At 71.8% G+C, this 25,798-nt stretch carries 22 protein-coding genes; 12 read left to right on the top strand and 10 right to left on the bottom strand.

The features are described from left to right. Positions 1 to 170 precede the first annotated feature (170 nt). The gene (locus ACF09J_RS14325) at positions 171 to 842 is read left to right on the top strand and encodes a hypothetical protein (protein ID WP_392305706.1); all 672 of its coding nucleotides are present in this window, start codon (positions 171 to 173) and stop codon (positions 840 to 842) included. A gap of 111 nt (positions 843 to 953) precedes the next feature. On the opposite strand, the gene ACF09J_RS14320 is transcribed toward ACF09J_RS14325, so the two are convergent. Beyond that, complete coding sequence (locus ACF09J_RS14320) at positions 954 to 1,586, bottom strand: TetR family transcriptional regulator (RefSeq protein ID WP_392305841.1); 633 nt, start codon at positions 1,584 to 1,586, stop codon at positions 954 to 956. 134 nt (positions 1,587 to 1,720) lie between these two features. On the opposite strand from ACF09J_RS14320, the gene ACF09J_RS14315 reads away from it, so the two are divergent. The 3 genes from ACF09J_RS14315 (at position 1,721) to ACF09J_RS14305 (ending at position 5,520) form a co-directional block, all read left to right on the top strand. Beyond that, positions 1,721 to 2,446 (top strand): VOC family protein, encoded by a 726-nt coding sequence (locus ACF09J_RS14315; protein WP_392305705.1) that lies wholly within the window; start codon positions 1,721 to 1,723, stop codon positions 2,444 to 2,446. A gap of 223 nt (positions 2,447 to 2,669) precedes the next feature. Continuing rightward, a complete protein-coding gene (locus ACF09J_RS14310) occupies positions 2,670 to 4,994 on the top strand; it encodes a PQQ-binding-like beta-propeller repeat protein (RefSeq protein ID WP_392305704.1) in 2,325 nt (774 codons plus the stop codon). A 58-nt stretch (positions 4,995 to 5,052) separates the two neighbouring features. Beyond that, positions 5,053 to 5,520 (top strand): hypothetical protein, encoded by a 468-nt coding sequence (locus tag ACF09J_RS14305; RefSeq protein ID WP_392305703.1) that lies wholly within the window; start codon positions 5,053 to 5,055, stop codon positions 5,518 to 5,520. Positions 5,521 to 5,596: 76 nt separating this feature from the next. Here ACF09J_RS14305 and ACF09J_RS14300 read toward each other — a convergent pair whose 3' ends face one another. From ACF09J_RS14300 to ACF09J_RS14290, 3 genes are all read right to left on the bottom strand, one after another. Further along, on the bottom strand, positions 5,597 to 5,773 hold the full coding sequence (locus tag ACF09J_RS14300; protein WP_392305702.1) for a hypothetical protein: 177 nt from the start codon (positions 5,771 to 5,773) through the stop codon (positions 5,597 to 5,599). A gap of 214 nt (positions 5,774 to 5,987) precedes the next feature. Further along, positions 5,988 to 8,930 carry a BTAD domain-containing putative transcriptional regulator gene (locus ACF09J_RS14295; RefSeq protein ID WP_392305701.1) on the bottom strand — a complete coding sequence of 981 codons (2,943 nt, stop codon included), beginning with the start codon at positions 8,928 to 8,930 and terminating at the stop codon, positions 5,988 to 5,990. A 182-nt stretch (positions 8,931 to 9,112) separates the two neighbouring features. After that, the gene (locus ACF09J_RS14290; RefSeq protein ID WP_392305700.1) at positions 9,113 to 10,651 is read right to left on the bottom strand and encodes a CehA/McbA family metallohydrolase; all 1,539 of its coding nucleotides are present in this window, start codon (positions 10,649 to 10,651) and stop codon (positions 9,113 to 9,115) included. Positions 10,652 to 10,670: 19 nt separating this feature from the next. On the opposite strand from ACF09J_RS14290, the gene ACF09J_RS14285 reads away from it, so the two are divergent. The 3 genes from ACF09J_RS14285 to ACF09J_RS14275 all read left to right on the top strand — a co-directional run bounded on the left by ACF09J_RS14285 (position 10,671) and on the right by ACF09J_RS14275 (position 14,765). After that, entirely contained in the window at positions 10,671 to 11,132 is a 462-nt protein-coding gene (locus ACF09J_RS14285; RefSeq protein WP_392305699.1) for a prevent-host-death family protein, read from the top strand. 395 nt (positions 11,133 to 11,527) lie between these two features. Next, positions 11,528 to 14,113: a bifunctional FO biosynthesis protein CofGH gene (locus tag ACF09J_RS14280; RefSeq protein WP_392305698.1), complete on the top strand. Its 2,586-nt coding sequence runs from the start codon at positions 11,528 to 11,530 to the stop codon at positions 14,111 to 14,113. A gap of 79 nt (positions 14,114 to 14,192) precedes the next feature. Continuing rightward, entirely contained in the window at positions 14,193 to 14,765 is a 573-nt protein-coding gene (locus tag ACF09J_RS14275) for a L,D-transpeptidase (protein ID WP_392305697.1), read from the top strand. On the opposite strand, the gene ACF09J_RS14270 is transcribed toward ACF09J_RS14275, so the two are convergent. Together ACF09J_RS14270 and ACF09J_RS14265 are read right to left on the bottom strand one after the other, a co-directional pair. Beyond that, entirely contained in the window at positions 14,758 to 14,952 is a 195-nt protein-coding gene (locus tag ACF09J_RS14270; RefSeq protein ID WP_392305696.1) for a DUF397 domain-containing protein, read from the bottom strand. The genes ACF09J_RS14275 and ACF09J_RS14270 overlap by 8 nt on opposite strands. Then, positions 14,949 to 15,761, bottom strand: a complete 813-nt coding sequence (locus ACF09J_RS14265) for a Scr1 family TA system antitoxin-like transcriptional regulator (protein ID WP_392305695.1) — start codon at positions 15,759 to 15,761, stop codon at positions 14,949 to 14,951. Before ACF09J_RS14265 ends, ACF09J_RS14270 begins: the two co-directional genes overlap by 4 nt. Positions 15,762 to 15,876: 115 nt before the next feature. Between ACF09J_RS14265 and ACF09J_RS14260 the strand changes: the two genes are divergently transcribed. The 4 genes from ACF09J_RS14260 to ACF09J_RS14245 all read left to right on the top strand — a co-directional run bounded on the left by ACF09J_RS14260 (position 15,877) and on the right by ACF09J_RS14245 (position 18,859). Continuing rightward, on the top strand, positions 15,877 to 16,311 hold the full coding sequence (locus ACF09J_RS14260; protein ID WP_392305694.1) for an ATP-binding protein: 435 nt from the start codon (positions 15,877 to 15,879) through the stop codon (positions 16,309 to 16,311). A 226-nt stretch (positions 16,312 to 16,537) separates the two neighbouring features. After that, positions 16,538 to 17,332, top strand: a complete 795-nt coding sequence (locus tag ACF09J_RS14255; RefSeq protein WP_392305693.1) for a helix-turn-helix domain-containing protein — start codon at positions 16,538 to 16,540, stop codon at positions 17,330 to 17,332. 5 nt (positions 17,333 to 17,337) lie between these two features. Next, positions 17,338 to 17,571 carry a hypothetical protein gene (locus ACF09J_RS14250; protein ID WP_392305692.1) on the top strand — a complete coding sequence of 78 codons (234 nt, stop codon included), beginning with the start codon at positions 17,338 to 17,340 and terminating at the stop codon, positions 17,569 to 17,571. A 166-nt stretch (positions 17,572 to 17,737) separates the two neighbouring features. After that, positions 17,738 to 18,859 (top strand): ADP-ribosylglycohydrolase family protein, encoded by a 1,122-nt coding sequence (locus ACF09J_RS14245; protein ID WP_392305691.1) that lies wholly within the window; start codon positions 17,738 to 17,740, stop codon positions 18,857 to 18,859. Between the two features lie 18 nt (positions 18,860 to 18,877). Here ACF09J_RS14245 and ACF09J_RS14240 read toward each other — a convergent pair whose 3' ends face one another. The 4 genes from ACF09J_RS14240 to ACF09J_RS14225 form a co-directional block, all read right to left on the bottom strand. Then, positions 18,878 to 20,449, bottom strand: a complete 1,572-nt coding sequence (locus ACF09J_RS14240; protein WP_392305690.1) for a sodium:solute symporter family protein — start codon at positions 20,447 to 20,449, stop codon at positions 18,878 to 18,880. A gap of 313 nt (positions 20,450 to 20,762) precedes the next feature. Continuing rightward, complete coding sequence (locus ACF09J_RS14235) at positions 20,763 to 20,954, bottom strand: DUF397 domain-containing protein (protein WP_392305689.1); 192 nt, start codon at positions 20,952 to 20,954, stop codon at positions 20,763 to 20,765. Positions 20,955 to 21,137: 183 nt separating this feature from the next. Next, entirely contained in the window at positions 21,138 to 21,995 is an 858-nt protein-coding gene (locus ACF09J_RS14230) for a helix-turn-helix domain-containing protein (RefSeq protein ID WP_392305688.1), read from the bottom strand. Positions 21,996 to 22,254: 259 nt separating this feature from the next. After that, entirely contained in the window at positions 22,255 to 23,010 is a 756-nt protein-coding gene (locus ACF09J_RS14225) for a GPP34 family phosphoprotein (RefSeq protein WP_392305687.1), read from the bottom strand. A 260-nt stretch (positions 23,011 to 23,270) separates the two neighbouring features. Between ACF09J_RS14225 and ACF09J_RS14220 the strand changes: the two genes are divergently transcribed. After that, positions 23,271 to 25,757 (top strand): D-alanyl-D-alanine carboxypeptidase, encoded by a 2,487-nt coding sequence (locus ACF09J_RS14220; RefSeq protein WP_392305686.1) that lies wholly within the window; start codon positions 23,271 to 23,273, stop codon positions 25,755 to 25,757. Positions 25,758 to 25,798: the final 41 nt, after the last annotated feature.

Here is a 25,798-nt window from a genome sequence, read left to right as displayed (position 1 = left end):
GTGGCTCCTTGGGGTTTCCCGTGCACGGTGCATGTCACCGGTGAACAAACTCCGGCCTGTCGGCGAAGCGTTGAGAAACAAGCCCCGCATCGGCGCTCGCGGGGGCGACCCGCGGCGGTCGCGGATAGCAGGATGGCGGCGCACCCACCATCACTCGGAGGACGATCGCCTTGCGCTCCCCGCTTCGGGCCGTTGCCACGCTGGCCGCGGCCGCCGCGCTGGTCACCGGATGCGGCTCCGGCGACGACTGGTCGCAGCCGCACGGGAAGCCCACCGCCGTGGGCATGCTCGGCGCGGGGTTCACCGACCCCTCCGCGCCGCCCACCCCGGAGGCCACGGTCACCCCACGGCCCGGTTCCTGGAAGGGCGTGCACCCGCCGAAGGGCTACCGCGTGGTGCTGCTGACCGCGGGCGACGACCGTCCGACCCGGGCCCTGGTGTCGGCGGTCGAGGACTGGGCCGCGAGCGAGCACGCCGACCTCAGGACGGTGGCCGCCGACGGCCCCCACGATCTCGTTCCCGCCGTCGACAGGGCCATCGGCATGAGCCCGGACCTGGTCGTCAGCGCGGGCAACGAACTCGTCGACCCCCTCGCGGTGGTCACCGCGAGCCATCTGTCGCAGCAGTTCCTCGTCGTCGGCGCGGAACTGGCCGAACCGACCCACAACGTCACGGCGGTCGACTGGTCCGGTGCGTCGTTCCGGGGCGAGGGGCTCGGCATGTCCTCGACGTACGACCCGGAGTCGTTCACCGCCGGGCGCTGCGCGGCCGCCGTCCGGGCGGGCGTCGCGGCCGTACTCCACGACCTGACGGGCATCGTGATCTGGCTCGACCGCGTCTGAGGCCTCTTACGTCCACCCCCGCACATGGCAGCAGGCGGCGGCCCACCTGTGTGGACCGCCGCCTGCCTGACAGGACTTGGGGCCCGGACGGAGTCCGGGGCCGGGGTGCGGTTATCGTGTCGGCTTCTTGCCGGTGACGCCCAGGTGGACCAGGAGCGCCAGGTTCGGCTTCAGCTCGGCCTGCTTCACCCCCGGGGCGAAGCCCTTCTGGTGCGAGGCGACCGCCGCGAGCATCGCGACCAGCGAACCGGCGATCGCCGCCGGGTTCACGTCCTTGTCGACCCGGCCCTTGGACTGGAGTTCGGTGACCGATTCCGCCAGGGAGTTGTTCACGGAGTTCAGGATCTTCGAACGGATCTTGTAAAAGCGCTTGTCGCCCTCGGCGGCGCCGAGATCGATCACGCGCAGAATGGCGTCGTTGTGGCGCCAGAACTCGAAGAACCCGTTCACGAGTTCCTGCGCCGTCTGCCAGCCGGCCTTGCCGGTCCACGACCGGCCCTCCAGCAGCTCGGCCAATCCCGCGCCCTCGGCGGCCATTTGCTCGGCGATCTCCAGAACGGCGCCCTCGACGTCGGGGAAGTACTGATAGAAGGTCGCGGGCGAAGTGCCCGCCTTCCTCGCGACATCGATGACCTTGACGTCCCGGTAGGGGGAGGAGCTGAGCATCTCGCTGAGGCAGTCGAGCAGCTTCTGCCGGGTCGCCTGCCCACGTCGACCGGCCACGCGGCCGTCGACGGTACGCACTTGTCCTGTCATGTCGTCAGCTTACCGAGCAGTGATCGGAGCGCGATTCGGCCGACTGCAAATGGGGTGCATGAGCTCTCAGAGGCTGGTGTGCCTGGTCTGCGGGCCGCGCGCGACCCGGCTACTTTGGCGACATGGCCGAAAACAGGGCATCCGCGAGCACAGAGGGCGTCCCCTGCTGGGTGGACGCGCAGCTACCCGACGTCGAGGCGGGAAAGCGGTTCTACGGTGAGCTCTTCGGGTGGAGCTTCGCGGAGGAGACGTACGGCGCGTCCGTGCCGGCCCGGCTGGACGGGGAGCCCGTCGCCGCGCTCTCGCCGAAGACGGACGGCCGTATGCCCACCGTCTGGACCGTGTACTTCACGACCCCTGACGTCCGGGCGCTGGCCGAGCGGATCACGGCCGGCGGCGGGCAGGTCGTGACCCCGCCCGCCCGGGTCGACGGCCTGGGTCTCGCCGCCCTCGCCGCCGATCCCGAGGGCGCCGTCTTCGGGCTGTGGCAGCCGGACAGCCACCAGGGCTTCGGCAGGCGCCACGAGCCGGGCACCTTCGTCTGGGCCCAGCTCTACGCCCGCGACACCGAGACCGCCAACGTCTTCTACGGCGGACTGTTCCACGACGCCCTGTTCGGGCCGGGCGCCGAGCCCGACTTCGGCCGGGCCGCCGTCTCCGACGTCTTCCCGGCCGAGATGCCGCCGCACTTCCTCGTCCACTTCCGCGTCGCGGACCTGGCGGCCGCCCTCGGCACGGTCGCCCGGCTCGGCGGGCGGGTGCAGGTGCCGCCCTTCGCGACGTCGTACGGAACCGTCGCCGTCGTCGCCGACAATCAGGGGGCGTCCTTCGCCCTGCTGGAGAGGTGAAGGAGAAGTGAAGGAGAGGCGATCGGAGAGGTGAAATCCGCCCCCCGGCCGGGAAGAGGGGGTTTTGCGGCGTGACATCCCGATGTGTCGCCGGGTTCGCAACCTGTGCGTCGGACAGGAAGAATCAGGGTGCGTGCCGCCACGGCGGTGCGGTGGTGAGACGCTGCACTTCGGTCGCGTACATATGTGGGTGGCGCGGCTCGTACGGGGAGGTGGCAGGCAAGTGGTGGATCAGCTGACGCAGCACGACCCGCGGCGGATCGGGCCGTTCGAGGTGCTGGGACGGCTGGGTGCCGGCGGCATGGGGCTGGTCTATCTCGCGCGCTCGGCGTCCGGCCGGCGCGTGGCGATCAAGACGGTCAGGACCGAGCTGGCCGAGGACCAGCTCTTCCGGGTCCGCTTCACACGTGAGGTCGAGGCCGCGCGGGCGGTCTCCGGCTTCTACACGGCAGCGGTCGTCGACGCCGACCCGCGCGCCGCCGTGCCGTGGCTGGCCACGGCCTACGTCCCGGCGCCCTCCCTCGAGGAGATAGTGACCGAGTGCGGTCCGCTCCCGGCCCAGGCGGTGCGCTGGCTGGCGGCGGGTGTCGCCGAGGCGCTCCAGTCCATCCACGGCGCCGGGCTCGTCCACCGCGACCTGAAGCCGTCGAACGTCCTCGTCGTCGAGGACGGGCCCCGTGTGATCGACTTCGGGATCGCCTCCGGCGTCTCGAACACCCGGCTGACCATGACGAACGTCGCGGTCGGAACCCCCGCGTACATGTCCCCGGAGCAGGCCAAGGACTCGCGCAGCGTCACCGGCGCCAGCGATGTCTTCTCGCTCGGCTCGATGCTGGTGTTCGCCGCCACCGGGCATCCGCCCTTCCACGGCGCCAACCCCGTCGAGACCGTGTTCATGCTGCTGCGCGAGGGCCCCGACCTGGAGGGGCTCCCGGACGAGCTGCGTCCACTGATCGAGTCCTGCATGCAGATGGAGGCCACCGCCCGGCCCAAGCCGGCCGACCTCCAGGCCCAGCTCGCGCCCCATCTGTTCGGTTCCGGCTCCGACGACAGCGGTACGGCCTCCGCCTGGCTGCCCGAGCCCGCGGTCGGCCTCATCGAGTCCCGCCGCGGCGGCCGCCTGGCCCTGCAGCCCGCCCCGCCCGGCCCCCGCGTCGCCGTACCGCCCCCGCCCTCGCACAGCCCCGCCGTTCCGGCGCCGGCCGGGCCCGCGCCGGTGGGCGTCCCCGACTCCGGACCCGTGCGGCTGGCCGGCGCCCAGGTGCCGATCGGCCCCGGACCGCGCGTCGCCGACGCCCGAGCCGCCGCCGTCAAGGCGCCCCCGCCGGAGGCGGGCCTGGCCGCCACCTGGTCCAGGCCGCACCCCGGCGTCAACGGCGCCGACCCCGCCCTACCGGCCGCGCCGCCGGAGACCCCGGCCGGCTGGCGCCCGTGGCGCTTCCGCATGTCCAACGACGTCTGGGGCACCCCGGCCGTCGCCGACGACCTCGTCTACGTCACCTCCTTCGAGGTGCACGCCCTGGACGTGGCCACCGGCCGCCGCCGCTTCAAGACCCGCGACGTGGCCTGGTCCATGGCGGTCGCCGACGGCCGGGTGCACGCCTCCGACGGGCCCACCCTGTTCGCCCTGGACGCCCGCGAGGGCACCGACCTGTGGCGGGTGCAGACCGACGCCTGGGTGTACTCCCTCAAGGCCGACCGCGGCACGGTCGTCACCGGCACCCGCGGCGGGGGCGTCCAGGCCTGGGAGGCCGCGGGCGGCCAGAAGCTGTGGGAGATCGCCGGCTGCCAGACCGACTTCGAGTCCCCCGAGGCCGGCCCCGTCGTCCACGACGGCACCGTGTACGTCTGGCAGGACGCCCGCCTGCGCGCCCTGGAGGCCCGCACGGGCGAGGAGCGCTGGTCCTACCCGATCGGCGACGCGGCCTCCTGCGGCGGCGTGCCGGTGCGCGTCACCCCGGCCCCGGACGGCTACGTCTACCTCTGCGCCGGCACCCGTGTGCTCGCCGTGGACGTGGCGAGCGGCCACGTCCGCTGGCACTTCGAGGCGCCCGCGGTCTTCCTCTGCCCGCCGGCCTTCGCGCCGGGCCCGGCGGTGAGCGGCGGCGGCGTCTACCTCGCCGACTACCTCGGCACCGTCTACGCCCTCGACGCCACCGACGGCCGCGACCGCTGGCGCATCGCCACCGAGTCCCGCGCCTCCGTCGCCCCCGTCCTGGTCGCCGCCGGGCACGTCCACGTCGGCAGCGGCCGGGGCCTGTACACCCTGGACGCCGTCACCGGCACGCCCAAGTGGCGCTTCCAGGCGGGCGGCGAGATCGTCGGCGCACCGGTGGTCGCCGAGGGCCGTATCCACTTCGGCTCCACCGACCACCTGCTGTACACGCTCAAGGCCGACGACGGCCGGCTGCGCTGGAAGCTCGCCACCGGCGGCGAGATCACCGGCTCGCCGGTGGTCAGGGACGGGGTCGTGTACGCGTGCAGCAAGGATCGCTGCGTGTACGCCCTGGACGCGGAGAAGGGCACGGGCACCGCCCGCACCACCTGACCCCGCGCCGATCCCGCGCACAGTCATGGTGGGTCGTTGCGCCGATAGGGTGAACGCCATGACGACACGGGGGCGTGGAATCAGGTTGACGGCGGTACTGGCGGCGGTGCTGCTGGCACTGACGGGCTTCTCACGGGGCCACGGACACGGCCGCGGCCACAGCCGGCACAGCGGCGGGGGCGGCGGGTGCAGCAGCTCGCACCAGAACCACGACAGTTCGTCGTCCCGCGGCCGCGGCAGCACCGCACGGCCGCTGCGGGACGCCACGGTGAGGCTGATCGGCTGCGCGACGCGGAAGAAGCCGTACGCGACCGTCGAGATCGACAACCCCAACGACAGCAGGGCCGAGTTCCAGGCCCGGGTCGCCTTCTACGACGCCGACGGAACCCTGCTCCTGACGAACTCGTCCCCCCTGGTCGCCGTGCCCGCGAAGGGCAGGGCGACCACCGAGGTGCGGCTCGACGGCGGCCACCTCCCGGCGGTGGACCACTGCGAGCCGGACCCGACGGCCTCGCCCGCCGACTGACCTGCCCCGGACACACCTCGGCCGCGGCGGCTCCCCCTCGGTGCCACCGCGGCCGATCCCCGTGTGAGAGGAAGCCCTAGCTCGGGTCGGACGTGATGTGCGTGTTGTCCGGCTTGTCCGTGCCGCCGTCGCCCACCTTCTCGACGTCGGTGATGTGCGTGTTGAGCGGCTTGACCCCGGTGCCGGTCTCGGCGTCGGTGATGTGCGTGTTGGTCGGCTTGACGACCGGCTTGTCCTTGCTGGTCTCGCTCATACTGCTGTCTCCCGTTGCTGTGTGCCGTTCGAGGTGGTGGGGGCCCTCCGGTCACTCCCCCGTGGGTGGCCGGACGGGCCCCTTCGAGTCGCCCGCCCAGATGGCGAGTGCGGCGACCTCGCCGGCGATTCGTCCGCCCCCCGACGCGACGAAACCGACAAGGAAGAGGGTGCCGGGCCGCCATAAACGAATGATGAACGCCTCGGCCGGGGCGTCACGCCACCGCGGCAGGGGTCAGCAGCGCCCGCACCTCCGCGACCTCGGGGGAGCCCAGCCGCTCGTAGATCTCCAGCGCCTCCTGCCAGCACACCCGGGCCCTCCCGGACTGGCCCAGCCCGCTCAGGGCAGTGCCCAGCACGGTGAGGACGTTGCCGCGGCGCCAGTCGCCGCCGATGCCCCGCAGCGCGGCGAGTGCCATCTCGGCGTTGGCGGCGGCCCGCGCGGGATGCTGGGCGAGAAGATCGACCTCAGCGAGCCGGAAGAGGGCCATGCCTTCCCACAGCCGCTGACGGCTGGTGCGGAACACCTGGAGCGCCGCACCGAGGTGGGCGGCGGCGTCGGCCACTTGACCGTTCTTGCCGAGGGCCATCCCGAGGGCGTAGTGGCCGTTCGCGACCTTGAGCGAGTGCCCGAGTCGCTCGTACATCTCCACGCCCTGCCGTGCGAGGCGGGCGGCGCTCTCGGCGCGCTCCGTCTCCAGATGCAGACGGGACAGGTTGCACAACGCGGCCGCCGCGCCGGCGAGGTCGTCGCAGGCCCGGAAGTCGCGGATGGCCCGCTCCAGGTACTCCTCGGCCTCCGCGAACCGGCTCTGGTAGAAGGCGAACGCCCCCAGGATGTTCACCGCCCAGCAGCAGGGCAGCGGATCGTCCGCGGCCTCCGACAGCGCGAGTGCCTGCCGCGCCTCCTGGTCGGCCCGGTCGAAGTGGCCCGACCAGTGGCGCGCGTTGGCGAGGACCAGGATGGCCCGCCCCTCCGCCCGGCCGTCCGATGCGGCGCGGGCCGCATCGCGCAGTGCTGCCGCGGTCGCCTCGTACTCCTTGGAGTTGGCCCCCGACTCCGCGAGATCGACCGCGGCCCACAGCAGGTCGACGGCGCGGCGGAGTGTGGCGGCGCCGGACGACTGCCGTACGCAGGCCAGGAGCGGGACCGCCTCGCAGTAGAGCCAGTCCTGCGCGGCGCGACGGTCCGCGAAGTCCAGTCCGGCGGAGTGGGGCTCCTCCAAGTGGTCCACCAACATGTCTCCCGGCCGGTCGATGGCGAAGACCCGGGCCGCCGTGGCCAGGTAGAAGTCCAGCAGCCGCGACATCGCCGCCTCCCGCTCGCCCGGCGGGTGCTCGTCGCGCTCCGCGCAGGCGCGGGCGTAGAGGCGGACCAGGTCGTGGAAGCGGTAGCGGCCGGGGGCCGCCGACTCCAGGAGCGAGGTGTCGACCAGGGACTCCAGCAGGTCCTCGGTGTCGTCCGCCGGCAGGTCCAGCACGGCAGCCGCCGCATCCAGGGAGATGTCCGGGCCGTCGGCCAGGCCCAGGAGACGGAACGCGCGGGCCTGCGCGGGCTCCAACTGCCCGTAGCCCAGCTCGAACGTGGCCTTCACCGCCAGGTCGCCCGCCTGGAGCTCGTCCAAGCGCCGCCGCTCGTCGCCGAGTTTGGCCGCCAGGACCGAGACCGTCCAGGTCCTGCGAGCCGCCAGCCGGGACGCCGCGATACGGATGGCCAGCGGCAGGAAACCACAGGCGGCGACCACGTCGAGGGCCGCCTCGCGCTCGCCCGCCACCCGCTCCTCGCCGACGATCCGCGTGAACAGGGACAGCGCCTCGTCGGGGCTCATCACGTCCAGGTCCACCAGGTGCGCGCCCGCCAGGTCCACCATCCGCACCCGGGAGGTGATCAGGGCCGCGCAGCCCTCCGTGCCCGGCAGCAGCGGTCTGACCTGGGCCGCGTCCCGTGCGTTGTCCAGCAGGACCAGGACCCGGCGGCCGTCGAGGACCGAGCGGTACAGGGCCGCGCGTTCCTCCAAGGAGTCCGGGATCGCCGAGTCCGCCGTGCCGAGCGCGCGCAGGAAGGAGCCGAGGACCGTCTCCGGTTCGGCCGCCCGCGCGCCGGCGCCCTGGAGGTCCACGTACAACTGGCCGTCCGGGAAGGAGGCCCGCGCCTGGTGGGCCACGTGGACGGCCAGCGTCGTCTTGCCCACGCCGCCGATCCCGGCCAGCGCCGACACGGCCATCACACGCCCCTCGGCCGAGGCCAGCACCTCGCTCAGCTCGGCCACGAAGGAGCTGCGGCCGGTGAAGTCCGGAACGGTCGCCGGGAGTTGGGCGGGGCGTACGGCGACCACCGCCGGTTCGGCCACCGGGGAGGACGGCTCGGCGAGGGCCGGGTCCGCCCGGAGGATGCGCTGTTGCAGCTCGCGCAGTTCGGGGCGGGGGTCCACGCCCAGCTCGTCGGCGAGGAGGCGTCTGGTGTCGGCGTACACCGCCAGGGCCTCCGCCTGCCGGCCGCTGCGGTACAGCGCCAGCATCAGCAGCTCGCGCAGCCGTTCCCGCAGCGGGTGGGCCGCCGTCAGCGCCGTCAGCTCCGAGACGGCCTCCGCGTGGCACCCCTGCTCCAGGTCCATGTCCAGGCAGGACTCCAGGAGTTGCAGGCGCCATTCCTCCAGGCGCACCCGCTGCGCCTCGGCGTACGGGCCGGGCACGCCGGCCAGCGGCTCCCCGTCCCACAGGGCGAGCGCCCGCCGCAGCAGTTCGCGCGCCTGGCACAGGTCACCGGCCGACCGGGCCCTGTCGGCGCGGGCCGCGTGCTCCTGCGCCTCGGCCAGGTCGAGCGCGCCCTCGCCCGGACCGCGCACGGCGTACCCGCCGGACTCGCTGACCAGCACCCCGGGGTCCAGCGCCTTGCGCAGCCGGGAGGCGTACGTCCGCACCGCCGCCAGCGCCTGCGACGGCGGCTCCTCGCCCCACAGCGCGTCGATCAGCTCGGCCGCGGTCGCGGTGCGTCCCTCGCGCAGCAACAGCGCTGCCAGCAGGGCGCGTTGCTGCGGGGATCCGGTGGGAAGCAGCTGCCCTCCGCGCCAGGCGCGCACCGGACCGAGCACGCTGAAGCGCAGCGTCGCCGATTCCTCGGGACACCGCTGCTCAGGCACTCGCGGTACACCTTCCATCGCTGCCCCCTGGCGCCCTGTCGAACCGTCAACAAGCAGAGCCAGTTTGCCTTGTTCACGGCAGATGCGTCAGCTCCCGAGACGGCGATCACAGCCCCGTACATCCCACGACACAAGGCCCACACATCCTCTTCGCACGCTCCCTGCCGCCGAAGGCGGGGCGCGGCACGGGTGTCCGGCGGTCAGCCGGGCGGGCCCGGGCCCAGAAAGATCGGGTTCGTGAGCGCCGCCATCACGCCGGGCAGCGGCCCCACCGCCGTCTCGTGACGCAGCTCCGCGCGCACATAGGCCGCGTACGCCGGGGTCGTACGCCACTCGACGACCCCCGAGCCCGACACCGGGAACGGGTCGCTGGTGAGGAGCGCCCCCTGGTCGGTCACGAGGCGGACCGAGCAGCGCGGTACGCCGGAGGCCTCCAGGCGGACCGTCACCGGGGTGTCCGGGGCCGCCCGCAGCCGCTCCCCGATGCCCGCCTGCTCGCCCCCGGCCCCGGTCGCGGTGAAGGCGAGTGACACGCGCCGGGACTCGGCGACGTACGAGCGGCCCGCGCGGATGCCGTCCAGGACGGCCTCCCGGGTGAGGCCGTCGGCCAGGACGACCGTCTGGGGCAGGCCCACGGAGTCCGGCGGCCGGTGGGCGTCGCTGCTGCCCATCGCGGGCAGCCAGGGCCGGTCGCCCCGTGCCGCCGCGACGAGCGTGGCGTCCCACGCGGCCACCGCCGTCTCGTCGTCCGGGGTGAAGGGGCCGTTCCACACCTCCACCGCGTCCGCCTCACCGAAGCCGAACTTCCAGGCGCAGCCGACGCAGGTGGCGTGCGGGTGGGCGGGCACGACCAGGCCGCCCGCGCGCCGGATCTCGCGGGCGAACCGGCCGAAGCGGTCCTCGCGCGCCCGGTAGCGCCAGTCGACGAAGGTGCCGGGGTCGGTGCCCAGGGCCAGGACGTGGCCGTTCCTCGTCGTCACCTCCTCGCCCAGCATGATCAGCAGGTCGTCGCCCGCGTGGTCCGCCCAGTGGGCGTGGGAGGCATGGGTGTTGTGGTCCGAGCTGTTGATGAAGTCGAGCCCGGCCACCCTGGCCCGCGCCGCGATCTCGGCGGGGGTGCGGCGGCCGTCGGAGTACCAGGAGTGCAGGTGGCAGTCCCCCCGGTACCAGGCCCGGCCCCGCCCCCCGGCCCGCTGCGGCGGGTACACCGGCGGTACGGCCGTGCCCGGGTCGCCGAGGGTCAGGGTGACGTCGAGCGCGTACGACAGGCCCTGCGGGGCGACCGTGTGGGGCCCGAGCGCGATGTGCCAGACACCGGCGTCGACCGGCCCGGCGATGTACCCCGGCGTCGCGTCGTCCGCCCGGATGAAGAACTCCGTACGCGCCCCGCCCGACCAGCCGCGGAATCCCCGGCCGCCCGGTTCGATGCCGCGCTGGTCGAAGATGCCGATGTCCAGCGCGTTGCCCGGCGTGCCCGTGGGAACGGCCGGCCGGTCGTAGGTGTACGAGACCTTGATCTCCCGCACCCCGTCCGGAACGTCGACGGGAACGTACACGTAGTCGACCGCACCCGGCGCCAGCGTCCCCCGGACCACCCGGGCCTCCCGCCCGCCGCCCGCACCCCCGGCACCCTCGGCAAAGGTCACGCCTTCCAACGTAGGCGCCACGGCGGTACCCGGCACGATCGGAGTGCGTCCGAGGCCGGCCCGCCGAGCGCAGCTACGGACTTCGGAATACATTCCGAAGTATGGTGAAGCCATGTCCACACCCACGGTCTCGTTCTCGGAGCTCTCGAAGAACTCGAAGCGTGTCGCCGACACACTCGACCGGGCCCAGCGTGTGCACATCACGCGGAGGGACGGAGAGGACCTCTACCTCACGACGGCGCGACATGATCAGCAGCGTGAGGAGACGGCCGACATCACGGCCAGGCTTCTCGGCGCCCTCATCGGCACTGACGGCGGCGCACGGGCCATAGTGCGGGCGTTGCCCACGGTCTTCCCATGGGTCCGTCACCTGTCGGCCGACGAACTGCGGGAGTTCGTGGCCGAACTCATCGACGCCACCTACGACGCCGCGCAACTGGACGTCCACGCCAATCTCCACCGGGTGGTCGTCGAGTGGCGGGCGACGGCCCGCATCCTCGCCGACCCCGACCTGACCGCGCGGCTGACGCGTCGGCTGCCCGACGAGGACCACGGCGAGGTGATCGCGCCGTGAGCCCGAAGCGCGGCGACGATGTCGCGCCGCCCCCGGTGGACCAGGAATGGCGCCTGCGCTTCGCGACGAACGACGCGGCCGAAGGCTGGGGCGAGCTGGGAGCCGAGGCACCGGGAAACACGCGGCGTTGCTACGAAGCGCTGCGCCGCGAGTGTCGCGCGTTGATCCCGACAGGCAGCACCGCCTGCGCGGGCGCCTTGCGACGGGCAACCTGGGGGGCCGCGAGTATCCCCAGTGGGAGTACGAGGTGACGGCGGTAGGCCGTGTGCGTTATCTCGTGGGCGAGGCGCGTCGCACCGTGCTCCTGGTCTACGCGTCCCCCGGCCATCCGAAGGACACCGAGCAGCCGTAGCCGGGTCTGGGCTCGTTGATCAGCGCGAGCCTATGCTCGAAGGATGACGACTTCCGCGGTCTCCGGAACCGGTCCCACCGAGAACTCGCTGCGTCGTGCGCTCAAGCGGGCCCGGGACGGGGTCGCGCTCGATGTCGCCGAGGCGGCGGTGCTGCTCCAGGCGCGGGGCGAGCACCTTCAGGACCTCGCCGCCTCCGCCGCCCGGGTGCGCGACGCCGGGCTCGAGGCCGCCGGCCGGCCCGGCGTCATCACCTACTCCAAGAGCGTCTTCATCCCGCTGACCCGGCTGTGCCGCGACAAGTGCCACTACTGCACCTTCGTCACCGTGCCGGGCAAGCTGCGCCGCGCCGGTCACGGGATGTTCATGTCCCCCGACGAGGTCCTCGACATCGCCCGCCGGGGCGCCGAACTCGGCTGCAAGGAAGCCCTGATCACCCTCGGCGACAAGCCGGAGGACCGCTGGCCGGAAGCGCGCGAGTGGCTCGACGCGCACGGCTACGACGACACCATCGCCTACGTACGCGCCGTCTCCATCCGCATCCTGGAGGAGACCGGCCTGCTGCCGCACCTCAACCCGGGCGTCATGACCTGGACGGACTTCCAGCGCCTCAAGCCCGTCGCCCCGTCGATGGGCATGATGCTGGAGACGACCGCGCGCCGGCTGTGGTCCGAGCCGGGCGGCCCCCACCACGGCTCCCCGGACAAGGAACCGGCCGTGCGCCTGCGGGTGCTGGAGGACGCCGGCCGCTCCTCCGTCCCCTTCACCTCCGGGATCCTGATCGGCATCGGCGAGACGTACGAGGAGCGCGCGGAGTCCCTGTTCGCGCTGCGCAGGGTCGCCCGCGCCCACCACGGCATCCAGGAACTGATCATCCAGAACTTCCGCGCCAAGCCGGACACGGCCATGCGCGGCATGCCCGACGCCGAACTCGACGAACTCGTCGCCACGGTGGCCGTCGCCCGGCACATCATGGGCCCGTCCGCCTGCCTCCAGGCCCCGCCCAACCTGGTCGACGCCGAGTACGAACGGCTCATCGGCGCCGGTATCGACGACTGGGGCGGCGTCTCCCCGCTCACCATCGACCACGTCAACCCCGAACGCCCCTGGCCCCGGATCGAGCAGCTCGCCGAGAAGTCGGCCGCGGCGGGCTTCGAACTGCGCGAACGGCTCTGCGTCTACCCCGAGTTCGTCACCCGCGGCGAACCCTGGCTCGACCCGCGGCTGCTGCCCCACGTCCGCGCCCTGGCCGACCCCGCGACGGGCCTGGCCCGCCCGGACGCGGTCGTCGAGGGCCGCCCCTGGCAGGAGCCCGACGAGGCCTTCACCGCCACCGGCCGCACCGACCTGCACCGCACCATCGACACCGACGGCCGCACCGCCGACCGCCGCGGCGACTTCGACGAGGTGTACGGCGACTGGGGCGCCCTGCGCGAGGCGGCCGCCCCCGGCATGGCACCGGAGCGCGTCGACACCGACGTACGGCAGGCCCTGCGCACGGCCGCCGACGACCCCACGAAGCTCACCGACGACGAGGCCCTGGCGCTGCTGCACGCGGACGGCCCGGCCCTGGACGCGCTCTGCCGGATCGCGGACGACGTCCGCAAGTCCGTGGTGGGCGAGGACGTCACGTACGTCGTCACGCGGAACATCAACTTCACCAACGTCTGCTACACCGGCTGCCGCTTCTGCGCCTTCGCCCAGCGCCGCACCGACGCCGACGCCTATACCCTGTCCCTCGACCAGGTCGCCGACCGGGCCCAGCAGGCCTGGGACGTCGGCGCGGTGGAGGTCTGCATGCAGGGCGGCATCCACCCCGACCTGCCGGGCACCGCCTACTTCGACATCGCGCGCTCGGTGAAGGAACGCGTCCCCGGCATGCACGTGCACGCCTTCTCCCCGATGGAGGTCGTCAACGGCGCCAGCCGCACCGGCCTGTCCATCCGCGAGTGGCTCACCGAGGCCAGGGCGGCCGGCCTGGACAGCATCCCCGGGACCGCGGCGGAGATCCTCGACGACGAGGTCCGCTGGATCCTGACCAAGGGCAAACTGCCCACCGCCACCTGGATCGAGGTCGTGACCAGCGCCCACGAACTGGGCATCCGCTCCTCCTCGACCATGATGTACGGCCACGTGGACCAGCCCCGCCACTGGCTCGGCCACCTGCGCACCCTCGCCCGCATCCAGCAACAGACCGGCGGCTTCACCGAGTTCGTGACGCTCCCCTTCATCCACACCAACGCTCCGGTGTACCTGGCGGGCATCGCCCGGCCCGGCCCCTCCGTACGGGACAACCGCGCGGTGACGGCGATGGCACGCCTCCTGCTGCACCCCTGGATCCCCAACATCCAGACGAGCTGGGTGAAGCTGGGCGAGGCCGGCGCCGCCGAAATGCTCCGCTCCGGCGCCAACGACCTCGGCGGCACGCTGATGGAGGAGACGATCTCCCGCATGGCGGGCTCCTCCTACGGCTCCTACAAGTCCGTCAAGGACCTGGTCGCGGTGGCGGCGGCGGCCGGACGCCCGGCGAAGCCGAGGACCACGCTCTACGGCGAGGTCCCGGAGGAACGCCGGCGCGCGGCGGCCGCCTCGGACGGCCACCTCCCGGACCTCCTGCCGGTCCTGGAATGAACAGAGGCAGACGCAGCTCGCAGTACGATGATCCGACCCCCGTCGGAGGGGTTGAGTAGCACCGAGGAGATGCGTGCCCATGGCGGCCCGAATACCTTCGTGGGCCTGGGTCAGCGGCCTGACCGTGGGAGCCGTCGCGGCGGTGGCCGTCCTGGCGGTGAAGGCCGACCAGGGTTCCCACCCCACGGCCCCGACCGCCGACCACCGACCCGTGTCCTCGGCGAGCGCGAGCCCCTCGGCGAAGCCCAAGCCGAAGCCCGCGGCCCCGCCGGCCGTCCCCGCCGACTCGGGCGTGGGCCACCGGATCGTCTACGCCCTCGCCCAGAAGCGCGTGTGGCTGGTCGACGAGAGCGACAAGCCCACCCGCACCTTCCCGGTCTGGCCGGGCACGGTGAGCCCCGACCCGGGCGCCTACGTCATCTCCCAGCGCGTCCCCTCGACGACCGGCTCGGACGGCGTCCAGATCGAGCACATCATGTACTTCGCGGGCAAGTCCGGCGTCTTCATCGCCTTCAGCAACGCCGTGGACGGCGCCTCACCCCCACCGGCCGCGGCCGACGCCAAGACGGGCGGCATCCGCATGGGCAAGCCCGACGGCACGGCCCTGTGGAACTTCGCGGAGAGGGGAACGAGGGTCGAGGTCGTCAGCTAGCGACCCCGCCGAGGAACGCGCTCCACGACGCACCCCCGAACACGATCCGCGCACCGTCCCGGTCCTTGGAGTCACGGACGTGGACGGTGGCGGCGGAGGGGGCGGGGGTGGCTATGGCGACCTCGACACAATCGGGGCCGTCGTTGCTGCTGTAGCTGCTCTTGAACCAGTTGAGCGTGGTGGTCATGTCTCTTCTCCCAGAATCTTCTCGATGAAGGACAGCGACTCCCGAGGTGAGAGGGCCTGCGCACGGATCATTCCATAGCGCATGTCGAGGATCTGGGCCTCTCTCGGGTCGCTGATCACCCGGCTGTGCAACTGAGCCTCCCAGTGCCCCAGGGTCTTGCCGTCCCGGAGCTTCAGGAGCCGCAGCGGCCCCGCCATACCCGCGTGGTCCTCACGGTCCGTGGGCATCACTTGAACCGAGACGTGCCGCAACTGCCCAATTTCCAGCAGACGTTCGAGCTGCTCTCGCAGAACCATTCTGCCGCCGATCGGCCGCCGCAGCGTCACCTCCTCCTGGACAAAAGTGATGAGCGGCCGGGGCACTCGCTCGAACACGGCCTTACGGGCCATACGCGCGGCGACATGACGCTCGATCTCGTCCTCCGTGTACGAGGGGCGACGCATCGCGTACAACGCCTGGGCGTATGCCGGAATCTGCAACAGGCCATGGATCTGCTGATTGTCGTACGCCCCCAACTCGACCGCCTCACCCTCCAGTTTCGCCAGGTCCCGTACCTTCTTCGGGTACCGGGCCCGCTCCACGTCCGCCTTCATCGCGGACAGCTTGCCGCCCGCGCCGAGCACCTCGTCGGACTTGTCGAGGAAGTCGGGCTTGGGGATGCGGCGTCCGCGTTCGACCGAGGAGACCATCTCGTCGCTGTACCCGATGGCGACGCCGAGTTCGCCCTGCTTGAGCCCGGCGGCTTCGCGCCACATCTTGATCTGCCGGCCGACCGTCCTGAGTACGGCCTCGGCCTCTTCGTCCTCCATGTGTCATCCCCTCCCGACGTACGAGCCGGACGACTCCGCCGCGCGCTCGTACAGTCACGTTGCGTACCGCGGTGATGGCTGTTCAGCCTAGGGATGGATGACGACTCTGGGTGACATGAGTAAGAAATTCCCCCTATCGATCGCTGCTCCGCCGATCCATTTCGCCGTGCAGCTCTCCGCGACGCGCCGGGGCGCGCGACTGGCCCGCCTGCTGGCCGAACGCCAACTGGACGACTGGGGAGTGGACGTGGCGGACGCGGTGCAGATCGTGGCGGAGCTGGCGGCGAACGCGGCGTTCCACGGGCGGGTCAGGGGGCGGGACTTCCGGCTGGCGATGAAGCTGCACGGGGACGGCGTCCTGCGCATCGAGGTGACCGACGCGCGTGGAGACCGGCTCCCGAGGATCGCGGACCCGGTGACGGCGGACGCGGAGTCGGGACGGGGCCTGCTGCTCGTGGCCGCGCTCGCCGACCGCTGGGGCGTCACGGAAGCGCCCGCCCACGGCAAGACGGTCTGGGCCGAACTCGCACCGCGTCGCGGAGACCGGTGACCCGGTGTCGCCCGACACCAAAGACCAAAGAACCGGGGAAAGAACCGAACCCGCCCCCACCGCCCCCGTCGATCACCCGGCGGAGTGAATATGCCCCGCTCGGCTGGCGTGGCGAGGCGATCGTGGTGCAGCGTCTGTTCCACCAACCGCACACATGCATCGGCCCTCGCCGGGACTGGCATCCCACTGCGAGGGCCTGATCACCGAGGAAGAAGAGACCTTCCCGATGACTAGCAAGCACCCTAACGCGCCCGCACGCGCCAAGTCCGGCCATTCGGGCGGCGTCATCCACATGAACGAACCCCACCACGAGAACTTCACGGTGGTCGGCAACCATCTGGCCCAGCACGCCGAGTTGTCCCTGACGGCGATCGGCCTGGCTGTGCACATCCAGTCGCTGCCGAAGGGCACCCCGATCGGGATCAAGACGCTGGCGGGGAAGTTCCCCGAAGGAGAGATCCGGATCGCCGCGGCCCTGCGGGAGCTGGAGGAACACGGCTACCTCTCACGCGCCAAGGAGCGTCTTCAATCGGGCCGAATGACGACCCGGACGACCTCGTACAACAAGCCGCAGCGCGCCGAAGTCGCCCGGCCATCCGAGCCCGCTCGCCCGGCCGCCCCGCCCGGGCCTCCCGCCGCCTCGGCCCCGCCCGCACCTCGCACGGCGAACGACCTGCTGGCCGGCCTCCGCGCCCACGACTCCCGCCTGCTCCTCACCGAACGGGACGTGGACCGGCTGGCGCCGGCGGTCTCCGAGTGGCTGGAGCGGGGCGTACCGCCCACGGCCGTGACGCGAACGCTCACGGCAGGCCTGCCCGAGGACCCGATCAAGCACCCGGCGGCGCTCCTGGCCCACCGCCTCGCCTCCCTCCTGCCGCCACCTCTCCCCGCCGCCCCACCACCACCCGCGACCGCCCTGCGCCCGGCCCCGCTCCAGACCTGCGACGGCTGCGAGAGAGCGTTCAGGTCCCCGGACCCAGGCCGCTGCAGAGACTGCCGCCCATCCGCCGCGGCCGCGTGAGCCGGATGACAAGCAGCCTGCCCCTCCCGGAGATCCGCACTGTGGACGATCTGCGCAGTGCCCTTGGCCGCTACGGATTCCCGGGTGACCGGGAGCGGTTCGAGGAAGAGCTGGCCGCCGCTGTAGGAGCCTCCCCAACCGACGACCTCGAAGGTGCCGCAGCTGTTGTCCGGGCCTACCGGCACCGGATCCTGATCAGAAACTCGCCCGAGGTCATGGCGGCCATCGAGGACGCGTGATCCTCAGACGCTCGACTGAGTCATGGCGCGGTTTTTTCGCTGAAGCTTTCCGATCACTTTCGCCACACCTCCCTCACTGGTCCATCCCCTGAACAGACCGTTCCTGTTCGATTACTGTGCTGAACTGTTGGGCGTTCGGACGGGTAACTGCCGGGGAGGTCTCAGCGTGGGTGCGTCGTCCGGGGGTGTCTGGGGGCGTGGTGAGCAGCAGGACTTCCGGAGCCGGGTGCGGGGGACGCTGCTCGGGGTGGCCGTCGGGGACGCTCTCGGGGCGCCGGTGGACTCGCTGGACCTCGGGGCGATCCGGGAGGCCCACGGGCCCGAGGGGATCCGCGATCTCGTGGCCGCCCACGGCCGCCGCGGTGCCGTCACGCACCTCACGCAGCTCACCCTGTTCTCCGTCGACGGGCTCATCCGGGCGCAGGTCCGCCGGGACACCGGGGCCTGGCATCCGCCCACCGATCTGCACCGCGCGTATCTGCGCTGGGCCGCCACCCAGCGGGACTGGGGACCCGACGAGCGGCGCGAGGAGGACGGCTGGCTGGCCCGCGAGGAGTGGCTGTACGCCCGGCGCGGCCCGAGCAGGCCGCTGCTGATCGGGTTCGGCGACGACACCATGGGCACCCTGGAAGCGCCCAAGAACCCCGCCGAGGCCGGTCCGGAGGCGGTCGCCCGGTCGGCGCCCTTCGGGCTGCTCGTCGGCTGGGAGCCGCAGCTCGTCACGCAGCTCGCCGTCGAATGCGCGGCGCAGACCCACGGGCACCCCGTCGCCTGCCTCGCCGCCGGCGCCTACGCCGTGATCGTGCACGCCCTCGCCCGCGGCGACGGCCTCGACGGCGCCGTGCAGAAGTCGCTGGCGCTGCTCGCCGCACGTCCCGGTCACCAGCCGGTGTCGGACGCCCTCCAGCACGCGCTGGGCGCGGTACGGCAGGGCATGCCCACCCCGGACCGGGTGGAGGAACTGGCGGGGCGGGGGACCGCGGAGGGCCTGCTCGCCGTGGCCGTCTACTGCGCGCTGGTGAGCGAGGACGTACGCCACGGGCTGTGCCTGTCGGTGAACCACAGCGGGTCCTCCGGCGCGGCCGGTGCCCTCACCGGAGGGCTGCTCGGCGCCCTGCACGGGGAGACGGCCCTCCCGCCGGCCTGGCTGGCCGAGCTGGAGGGCCGTCCCACTCTGCTGGTCCTGGCGGACGACTTCGCGATGGAGATGACCCAGGGACCCGCGCTGCACGGGCCCACCGGATCCTCCCCGGCGTGGCTGGCACGGTATCCGCGCGGGACCCGGTAGCCCGCGGGCCGCGCGCCGCTACGGCTGCTTCCCCACCACGTCGTCGCCCGCGCCCGCCGGGGCCGGTACCGCGGCCGCCCCCGTCAGGTCGCCGTCCCCGTCCGTGTTGACCTGCTCGATGATCGCGAGGCGTTCCGGTGTGTCCTCCGGTTTGACGAACCCGATGCCGATGTAGAGGACCAGCGAGACCGCGAGCGGCACCGACACCTGGTACTGCAACGGCACTCCGCCGTCGACGTTCCAGTTGATCGGGTAGTTCACCAGCCAGAAGGCCAGCAGGCCCGCCGCCCAGCTGGTGAGCGCCGCCGTCGGACCGGAGCGGCGGAACGCGCGGAGCAGGCCCAGCATCATCGGGATGGCGATCGGTCCCATGAGACCGGCGACCCACTTGATGACGACGGTGATGATGTCCTTGAACGTCGGCGAGTTGACCTGCGTGGCCACCGCCATGGACAGCGCGAGGAAGACCACCGTGGTCAGCCGGGCGGCGACCAGCCCGCCGCGCTGGTTCCAGGCCCGTGCCCGCGCGGAGACGACGGGCGCGATGTCCCGGGTGAAGACGGCCGCGATGGCGTTGGCGTCGGAGGAGCACATGGCCATCGTGTGCGAGAAGAAGCCGACGATCACCAGACCCAGCAGGCCGTGCGGCAGCAACTGCTCGGTCATCAGGGCGTAGGAGTCGGAGCCGTCCGGCTTCTGCGCGTGGACCAGCAGCGGCGACATCCACATCGGGAAGAACAGGACGAGCGGCCAGACCAGCCACAGGACGGCGGAGAGCCGCGCGGAGCGGGCGGCCTCACGGGCGGACGCGGTGGCCATGTACCGCTGCGCCTGGTTGAGCATTCCGCCGTTGTACTCGAACAGCTTGATGAAGAGGAACGCGAGCAGGAACACGGTCCCGTACGGGCCGACCAGCGGTTCGGCGTGGCCGTGCAGTGCCGGTTCGTCCCAGACGCCGAAGAAGCCGCCGTGCGGGCCGAGTTCGGCTACCACGGCCACGAACATGGTGATGCCGGCCAGGAGCTGGATGACGAACTGGCCCAGTTCGGTCAGGGCGTCGGCCCACAGACCGCCGATGGTGCAGTAGATGGCGGTGATCACGCCGGTGATCAGGATGCCGTGGTTGAGGGACATGCCCGTGAACACGGACAGCAGGGTGGCGATGGCGGCCCACTTGGACGCCACGTCCACGACCTTCAGCAGCATCCCGGACCAGGCGAGAGCCTGCTGGGTGGGCAGGTTGTAGCGGTTCTTCAGGTATTCGAGCGGCGAGGCCACGTGCAACCGGGACCGCAGCCGGTTGATCCGCGGGGCGAACAGCCTCGACCCGATGGCGATGCCGAGCGCGATGGGGAAGGACCAGGTGACGAAGGACGTGACACCGTAGGTGTAGGCGATGCCCGCGTAACCGGTGAACATCACCGCGCTGTAGCCCGACATGTGGTGCGAGATGCCCGACAGCCACCAGGGCATCTTGCCGCCCGCGGTGAAGAAGTCGCTGACGTCGTCGACGCGCCGGTGGGACCAGACGCCGATGGCCACCATGACACCGAAGTAGCCGATGAGTACGGCCCAGTCGAGACCGTTCATGGGTTCATGGCTCCCTTCCAGGGTCCGCCTTGTGAACTCCGCTCAGCGTGTTGGCACTTCGCCTGAACGGGGTAGGGGCGAGGAAGGTCGCGAAGTGCCCGCTCATCGTGGGTTCGATGGCGTGGGCACGACAAGCAAGCGTCAGGTCAAGAGCAGGCAAAGATGTTCGACTCGATGAACCTGGTTCATGTACATGAATGGATCGGGTCGAGCCGGTGTCCGGGCACAAGCGGAGCCCCCTCGGCAAGGACGGCGAACTCGTCGAGAGGGCTCATCAATCGGTGCTTGTTGCAGTTGTCGTGCGGTGGTCTTCTCAAGCCTTGAGCGACGCCACGAAGGTGTTCCACGCGTCGGCGCGGAAGCCGAGCGCCGGGCCGGTGGGGACCTTGGAGTCCCGGACCGCCATGGCTGCGACCACCGGTGACTTGACTTCGACGCACGCGCCGTTGCCCGTGGAGTACGAGGACTTGGTCCACGTCTCCGTGACGCCCTGACGAATTGCCATTTCTGCTCCGGATTGCGAGTGGAGTGGTTTGCGCCAACGGTTGTGATTGATGGCGTGATCGACGCTACCCGCCGCACTCCAAGTCCGAAGCGACTATTCATCCTTACGGATGGCATATTCCAAAGGAGTCTTCCGCCGTGGCTTGGTGAAGGTGTACGGTGCGGCACCTTCAAGCCGTGGCGCTCAGCGCGCGTGCTCCTTGGCGATATCCGCGATGAACTGCCGTGACTGCTCCACGTTCAGCGCCTGCGCCCGCAGGTGCTCGTACATCACGCTGTACTTCTGGACGTCGTTCGCCTTCTCCAGGTACAGGTCGCTGGTGACGCCCTCGATGTAGACGACGCTCGAGTCCGCCGTGTCCGGGAACTCCAGGATCGCGTACTGCCCGTTGAGGCCGGGGTGGGCGCCCATCTCGAAGGGGATGACCTGCACGGTCACGTGCGGCAGCCGGGTCTGCTCGACCAGGTGCTCCAACTGCTCCCGCATCAGGGCGGGACTGCCGACGACCCGGCGCAGGGCGGCCTCGTCCAGGACCGTCCACAGCCGCAACGGGTTCTCGGCGGCGGAGATTCGTTCCTGCCGGCGCATTCTGACCTGCACCCGCTTCTCGATGTCGGCGGGCGCCGTCTCCGGCAGCGCGCCCGCGATCAGCGCCTCCGCGTACTGGCGGGTCTGAAGCAGCCCCGGGACGACCTGAGGGTCGTAGATCCGCAGGCTCGCCGCGTCCGTCTCCAGGCCGATGTAGACGCTGTACGGGATGTCGCCGAAGGAGTGCCACCAGCCCTGCTGGCGCGAGTCCTTGGCCATCTGCATCAGCGAGTCGACGATCCGGTGGTCCTCCACCTCGTAGACCCCGCACAGATCGCGGACGTCACGCTGGCTGATGCTGCGCCGGCCGTTCTCCAGGCGGCTGATCTTCGACTGGGACACCAGCAGCCGCTCGGCCACCTCCTCGGCCGTCATGCCCTTGAGTTCGCGCAGCCTGCGCAACTCCTGACCCAGTCGGCGTCGCCTGACAGTGGGATTGACGTTGGACGCCACGGGACGTGCACCTCCGGCCGCATGCCTCTACTTTGCGTATCTGCTGCTGAGCAGATTGCCACCAAGGTGCTTACTACCGCTGGGAAACGCCGGATATGCAGCGGGTACCCGTCAGTTCGGGAACGCACGGGGCACCCGGACGTGGCCGCGTGGGCGGCGGGACGCGTACGAGGTGTACGGCCCCGCCGCCCATGTCGAACCGGGAATGGGGACTGCGGTGCGGCGTTGTGCTGTGTGGTGCTGTGCTGTGCTGTGCGGCTCAGTGGGCCACGGCACGGGCCATGGAGCCGCGGCGTGGCTGCATCGGAACGCCGCGAGCGGGTTCCGCCACGGGCCTGGCGCCCGCCCCGCCCTGGCGGCCGGCCGTGGCCGCGCCGCGGCGCGGCTGCGCCCCCACGCCGTTCTGGACGTCCATCACGGCGTGTGCCACGAGGCCGCCCATGGGGTCGTGCCGGATCAGGTCCCTGAGCCGGGACCGTGACGACCGTCCCTCGTTGCCGGGGTACAGGTGCTTGCCGAGGCCGACCGCGTGCGCCAGCGCGGCGAGCGCCGCGGTCCGCGGGTCCGGCGGTACGCCGGTGCGGATCGCGGAGTCCAGCCGGGCCCTGATCTCCCGGCTGATCGCGTTGTCCGTCGCCTGGTAGCGAGTCGTCGGCAGCACCCCGCACATCTGGCCGGCCACGGCGTGCACCATGCCGCACCGCTCCAGATGCGAAAGGTAGGTCTGGCGGAGCCCGAGACGGGGCCCGCCGATCCAGTGGACGGCCCGTACCGGAGCGCCGCGCCTTCGCAGCAACTCCAACGCGCAGTCCAGGGTTGGATCTCCTGTCGGCCGTGGCACCACCACGGCGATACGATCCCCGTCTGGGGCTATCCGTCCGGCCAGCGCCAGCTCCACTAGCTGCGCTCCGGCCAGACCCAGGTCGAGCGACTGCGGCTGTGCAGTGGTACCCGTGGCCGGGTCCAATGCCAGCAGCAGAAGCTCCTCCGGAAGTGTTCTGCGGCTCCTGCCCATCCATGCCTCCCCGCGTGGATGAATGACAGGGTGACCCCTCTCACATTGGTCTGTCGAGGGTGCGTGACCGGTTCGTAAGGGAACCGGTAGGTATGTCGTTCTCGTCTCTCGCATGGGTTTGGCCCGCACACAGGACACTGGTACATGGTTCGGACAGCGGTACGGCCAAGGGTTCGGCTGTGTCGTCCGGGTGGCGGTTCAGATCGTGATTCACGGTTCGGTAGCGGCATGTTGGGCGTGCCGCACATGAGGAGGCATCGGTGGCGGGCGAGTCCCCCGACAGGTCGAAGCAGCGCGAGTCGTCGGCACGAACGACGTCGGGGAGCGCGGGCTCGGTTCCCGAGTCCAGGAACGAGGCGGGCGACCCGCGCCTCGCGTTGACCGGGGAGTCGGACGAGGCCGGGTCGTCCGGCGCGTCCGGCGGCTCCCAGGGGCGCGGCGGGGTCGACACGGCCACTCGGGTGCTTTCGGTACGGGATGTGAAGACGAAGTCGGAGCCGGACTCGGAGACGGAGACCGACGACGCCGACGACGCCGAGGGCGCCGCGGAGAGCGAGGAGGAGGCCTCCGAGGCCGCCTCCGACGGTGACGAGACCGGCGCGGCGGGTGACGCACGGCTGCGTGCGGCGATGGCCGCGTGGGTGGACTCCGACGAGAGCGGGAAGGACGCGGAGGCCGCGTCCGGGGACGACACCGGCGCGGATGCTTCGGAGGAGGCCTCCGACGCGGAGGCGGAGGCTCCGGAGGGCGCCTCGGGGGCCTCGGAGGGCGCCGACGCCGCCGAGCCCGCGAAGGCCGGGGGCGCGCCCGAGAGCGACGCCGAGGAGCCCGAGGACGCCGCGCGTGGCAAGGACCGGGTCGAGCCCCGGGACGCCGACGAGGCCGCGGTGGACGCTTCCGACGCGGAGGACGCCGACCCCTCCGACGACGGCGAGCGTGCCGAGGACGAGGACGAGGCCGAGGCCGAGGCCGGGACCGCGTCCGACGCCGCCGGGCGTGCGAAGACGGGGACCGGGCCCGAGGCCGGCCCCGAAGGGCCCGGCGACGCCGAGGACGACGGCGACGGCGACCGTGCCGGGGACGGCGACACTCCCGAGGCCGGTGACGACGACGGTGACGGAGGCCCGGAGGGGGCGGGTCCGGGTGAGAAGCCGCCCGTGGACCAGCCCACCACCATGCTGAAGCTCGGCGGTGCCGCCAAGCCCAAGCCCCAGGTCGACCAGCCCACCACCATGCTCAAGCTGGGCGGCGGCAAGAAGCGGCCGCCCGAGGCCGAGGCCGAGCGGACCAGCAAGTTCGTCGCGCTCAAGCCGCTCGACACCCCGCCGGCCCGCAAGCCGCAGCCCCCGCAGCCGCCCACGCCCGCCCAGCCGCCCACGGCCGCGCCCAGGCCCATGCCCGCGGGCGCCACGGCCGCCGTTCCGCAGGTCGGCCCCGAGCGGACCACCCAGCAGCCGCTGCCGCCCAAGCCGCCGCTCGACCTGCTGGCCGAGCTCACGAACACTCCGCCGCCCCCGGAGACCCCGCTGCGCACCGCGGTGCGCAGGGTCAAGATCTGGACCCCGCTGGTCCTGCTCCTCGTGATCGTCTTTGCGGTCGTGCAGGCCGTGCGCCCGCTGCCGGAGCCCACCCTCGCGCTGACCGCCGAGGACACCTACACGTTCGACGGCGACCAGGTGAAGCTGCCGTGGCCCGACGAGGGCCAGGGCTGGATGGACGTCGACGGCGTCGGCACGATGGACCACTTCGGCGAGCAGAAGCCGGTCGCCATCGGCTCGGTCGCCAAGACCATGACCGCGTACATCATCCTGCGCGACCACCCGCTGAAGGCCGGCGAGGAAGGCCCGAAGATCGAGGTCGACGCGACGGCGGAGAAGGAGGCCGGCTACTACAAGGACGGCGAGTCCACGCTCGACAACGTCAAGGCCGGCAGCTTCCTCACCGAGAAGCAGGCCCTGTCCGCCGTCATGATCCCCTCCGCGAACAACATCGCGCGCCTGCTGGCCCGCTGGGACGCCGGCTCCGAGGCGGAGTTCGTCAAGAAGATGAACGCCACCGCCAAGGAACTCGGGATGTCCCGCACGACGTACACGGACCCCTCGGGTCTGAACAAGACCACCGTCTCCACCGCCGAGGACCAGGTGAAGCTCGGCACCGTGGCCATGAGGATGCCGGCCATGGTGGCCATCACCAGCGCGGCGAGCTGGACGGACCCGACCGGGAAGTACTGGACCAACTTCAACCAGCTGCCGTACACCGTCGGCGCGATCGGCATCAAGACCGGCTCCACCACCGCGGCCGGCGGCAACCTGCTCTTCGCCGCCCGCAAGGAGGTCGGCGGCCGGACGGTGACCATCGTCGGCGCGATCCTCGGCCAGCACAAGGGACAGTCGATCCTCGACACGGTCAACGCGGTCAGCAAGACCGCGCTGGTCGCCGCCAAGGAGGTGCCGACCTCGGCGAAGATCCTGAAGAAGGGCGATGTCGTCGGGTACGTCGACGACCGGCTCGGCGGTCGCACGCCGGTCGTCGTCACCAAGGACGTCACCGCGGTCGGCTGGGGCGGGCTGCGGCTGAAGCTGTCCCTCACCACCAAGGACGCGCTGCCGCACACCGCGAAGGCCGGCGCGGAGGTGGGCCTGCTCACCGTCGGTGAGGGCGCGGAGAGCGCCGTCAAGGTGCCCGTGGCCCTTCAGGACGATCTCGCCGAGCCGGGCTTCCCGGCCAAGCTGACCCGCGTCGGCTGATCTCCGCGTCGTCCCCGCGCACCCCGTCGGCCAGCCCCACC

Source organism: Streptomyces sp. NPDC014889 (assembly GCF_043081205.1).
GTDB lineage: Bacteria > Actinomycetota > Actinomycetes > Streptomycetales > Streptomycetaceae > Streptomyces.
Note: the sequence above shows the minus strand (reverse complement) of the source record. Positions and strands in the feature narration are given on the sequence as shown.

Coding starts and splice junctions, on each gene's coding strand:
- ACF09J_RS14315 (WP_392305705.1), top strand. CDS start 1,721: ATGGCCGAAAACAGGGCATCCGCGAGCACAGAGGGCGTCCCCTGCTGG.
- ACF09J_RS14305 (WP_392305703.1), top strand. CDS start 5,053: ATGACGACACGGGGGCGTGGAATCAGGTTGACGGCGGTACTGGCGGCG.
- ACF09J_RS14300 (WP_392305702.1), bottom strand. CDS start 5,773: ATGAGCGAGACCAGCAAGGACAAGCCGGTCGTCAAGCCGACCAACACG.
- ACF09J_RS14295 (WP_392305701.1), bottom strand. CDS start 8,930: ATGGAAGGTGTACCGCGAGTGCCTGAGCAGCGGTGTCCCGAGGAATCG.
- ACF09J_RS14290 (WP_392305700.1), bottom strand. CDS start 10,651: ATGTATTCCGAAGTCCGTAGCTGCGCTCGGCGGGCCGGCCTCGGACGC.
- ACF09J_RS14285 (WP_392305699.1), top strand. CDS start 10,671: ATGTCCACACCCACGGTCTCGTTCTCGGAGCTCTCGAAGAACTCGAAG.
- ACF09J_RS14280 (WP_392305698.1), top strand. CDS start 11,528: ATGACGACTTCCGCGGTCTCCGGAACCGGTCCCACCGAGAACTCGCTG.
- ACF09J_RS14275 (WP_392305697.1), top strand. CDS start 14,193: ATGGCGGCCCGAATACCTTCGTGGGCCTGGGTCAGCGGCCTGACCGTG.
- ACF09J_RS14270 (WP_392305696.1), bottom strand. CDS start 14,952: ATGACCACCACGCTCAACTGGTTCAAGAGCAGCTACAGCAGCAACGAC.
- ACF09J_RS14265 (WP_392305695.1), bottom strand. CDS start 15,761: ATGGAGGACGAAGAGGCCGAGGCCGTACTCAGGACGGTCGGCCGGCAG.
- ACF09J_RS14260 (WP_392305694.1), top strand. CDS start 15,877: ATGAGTAAGAAATTCCCCCTATCGATCGCTGCTCCGCCGATCCATTTC.
- ACF09J_RS14255 (WP_392305693.1), top strand. CDS start 16,538: ATGACTAGCAAGCACCCTAACGCGCCCGCACGCGCCAAGTCCGGCCAT.
- ACF09J_RS14250 (WP_392305692.1), top strand. CDS start 17,338: ATGACAAGCAGCCTGCCCCTCCCGGAGATCCGCACTGTGGACGATCTG.
- ACF09J_RS14240 (WP_392305690.1), bottom strand. CDS start 20,449: ATGAACGGTCTCGACTGGGCCGTACTCATCGGCTACTTCGGTGTCATG.
- ACF09J_RS14235 (WP_392305689.1), bottom strand. CDS start 20,954: ATGGCAATTCGTCAGGGCGTCACGGAGACGTGGACCAAGTCCTCGTAC.
- ACF09J_RS14225 (WP_392305687.1), bottom strand. CDS start 23,010: ATGGGCAGGAGCCGCAGAACACTTCCGGAGGAGCTTCTGCTGCTGGCA.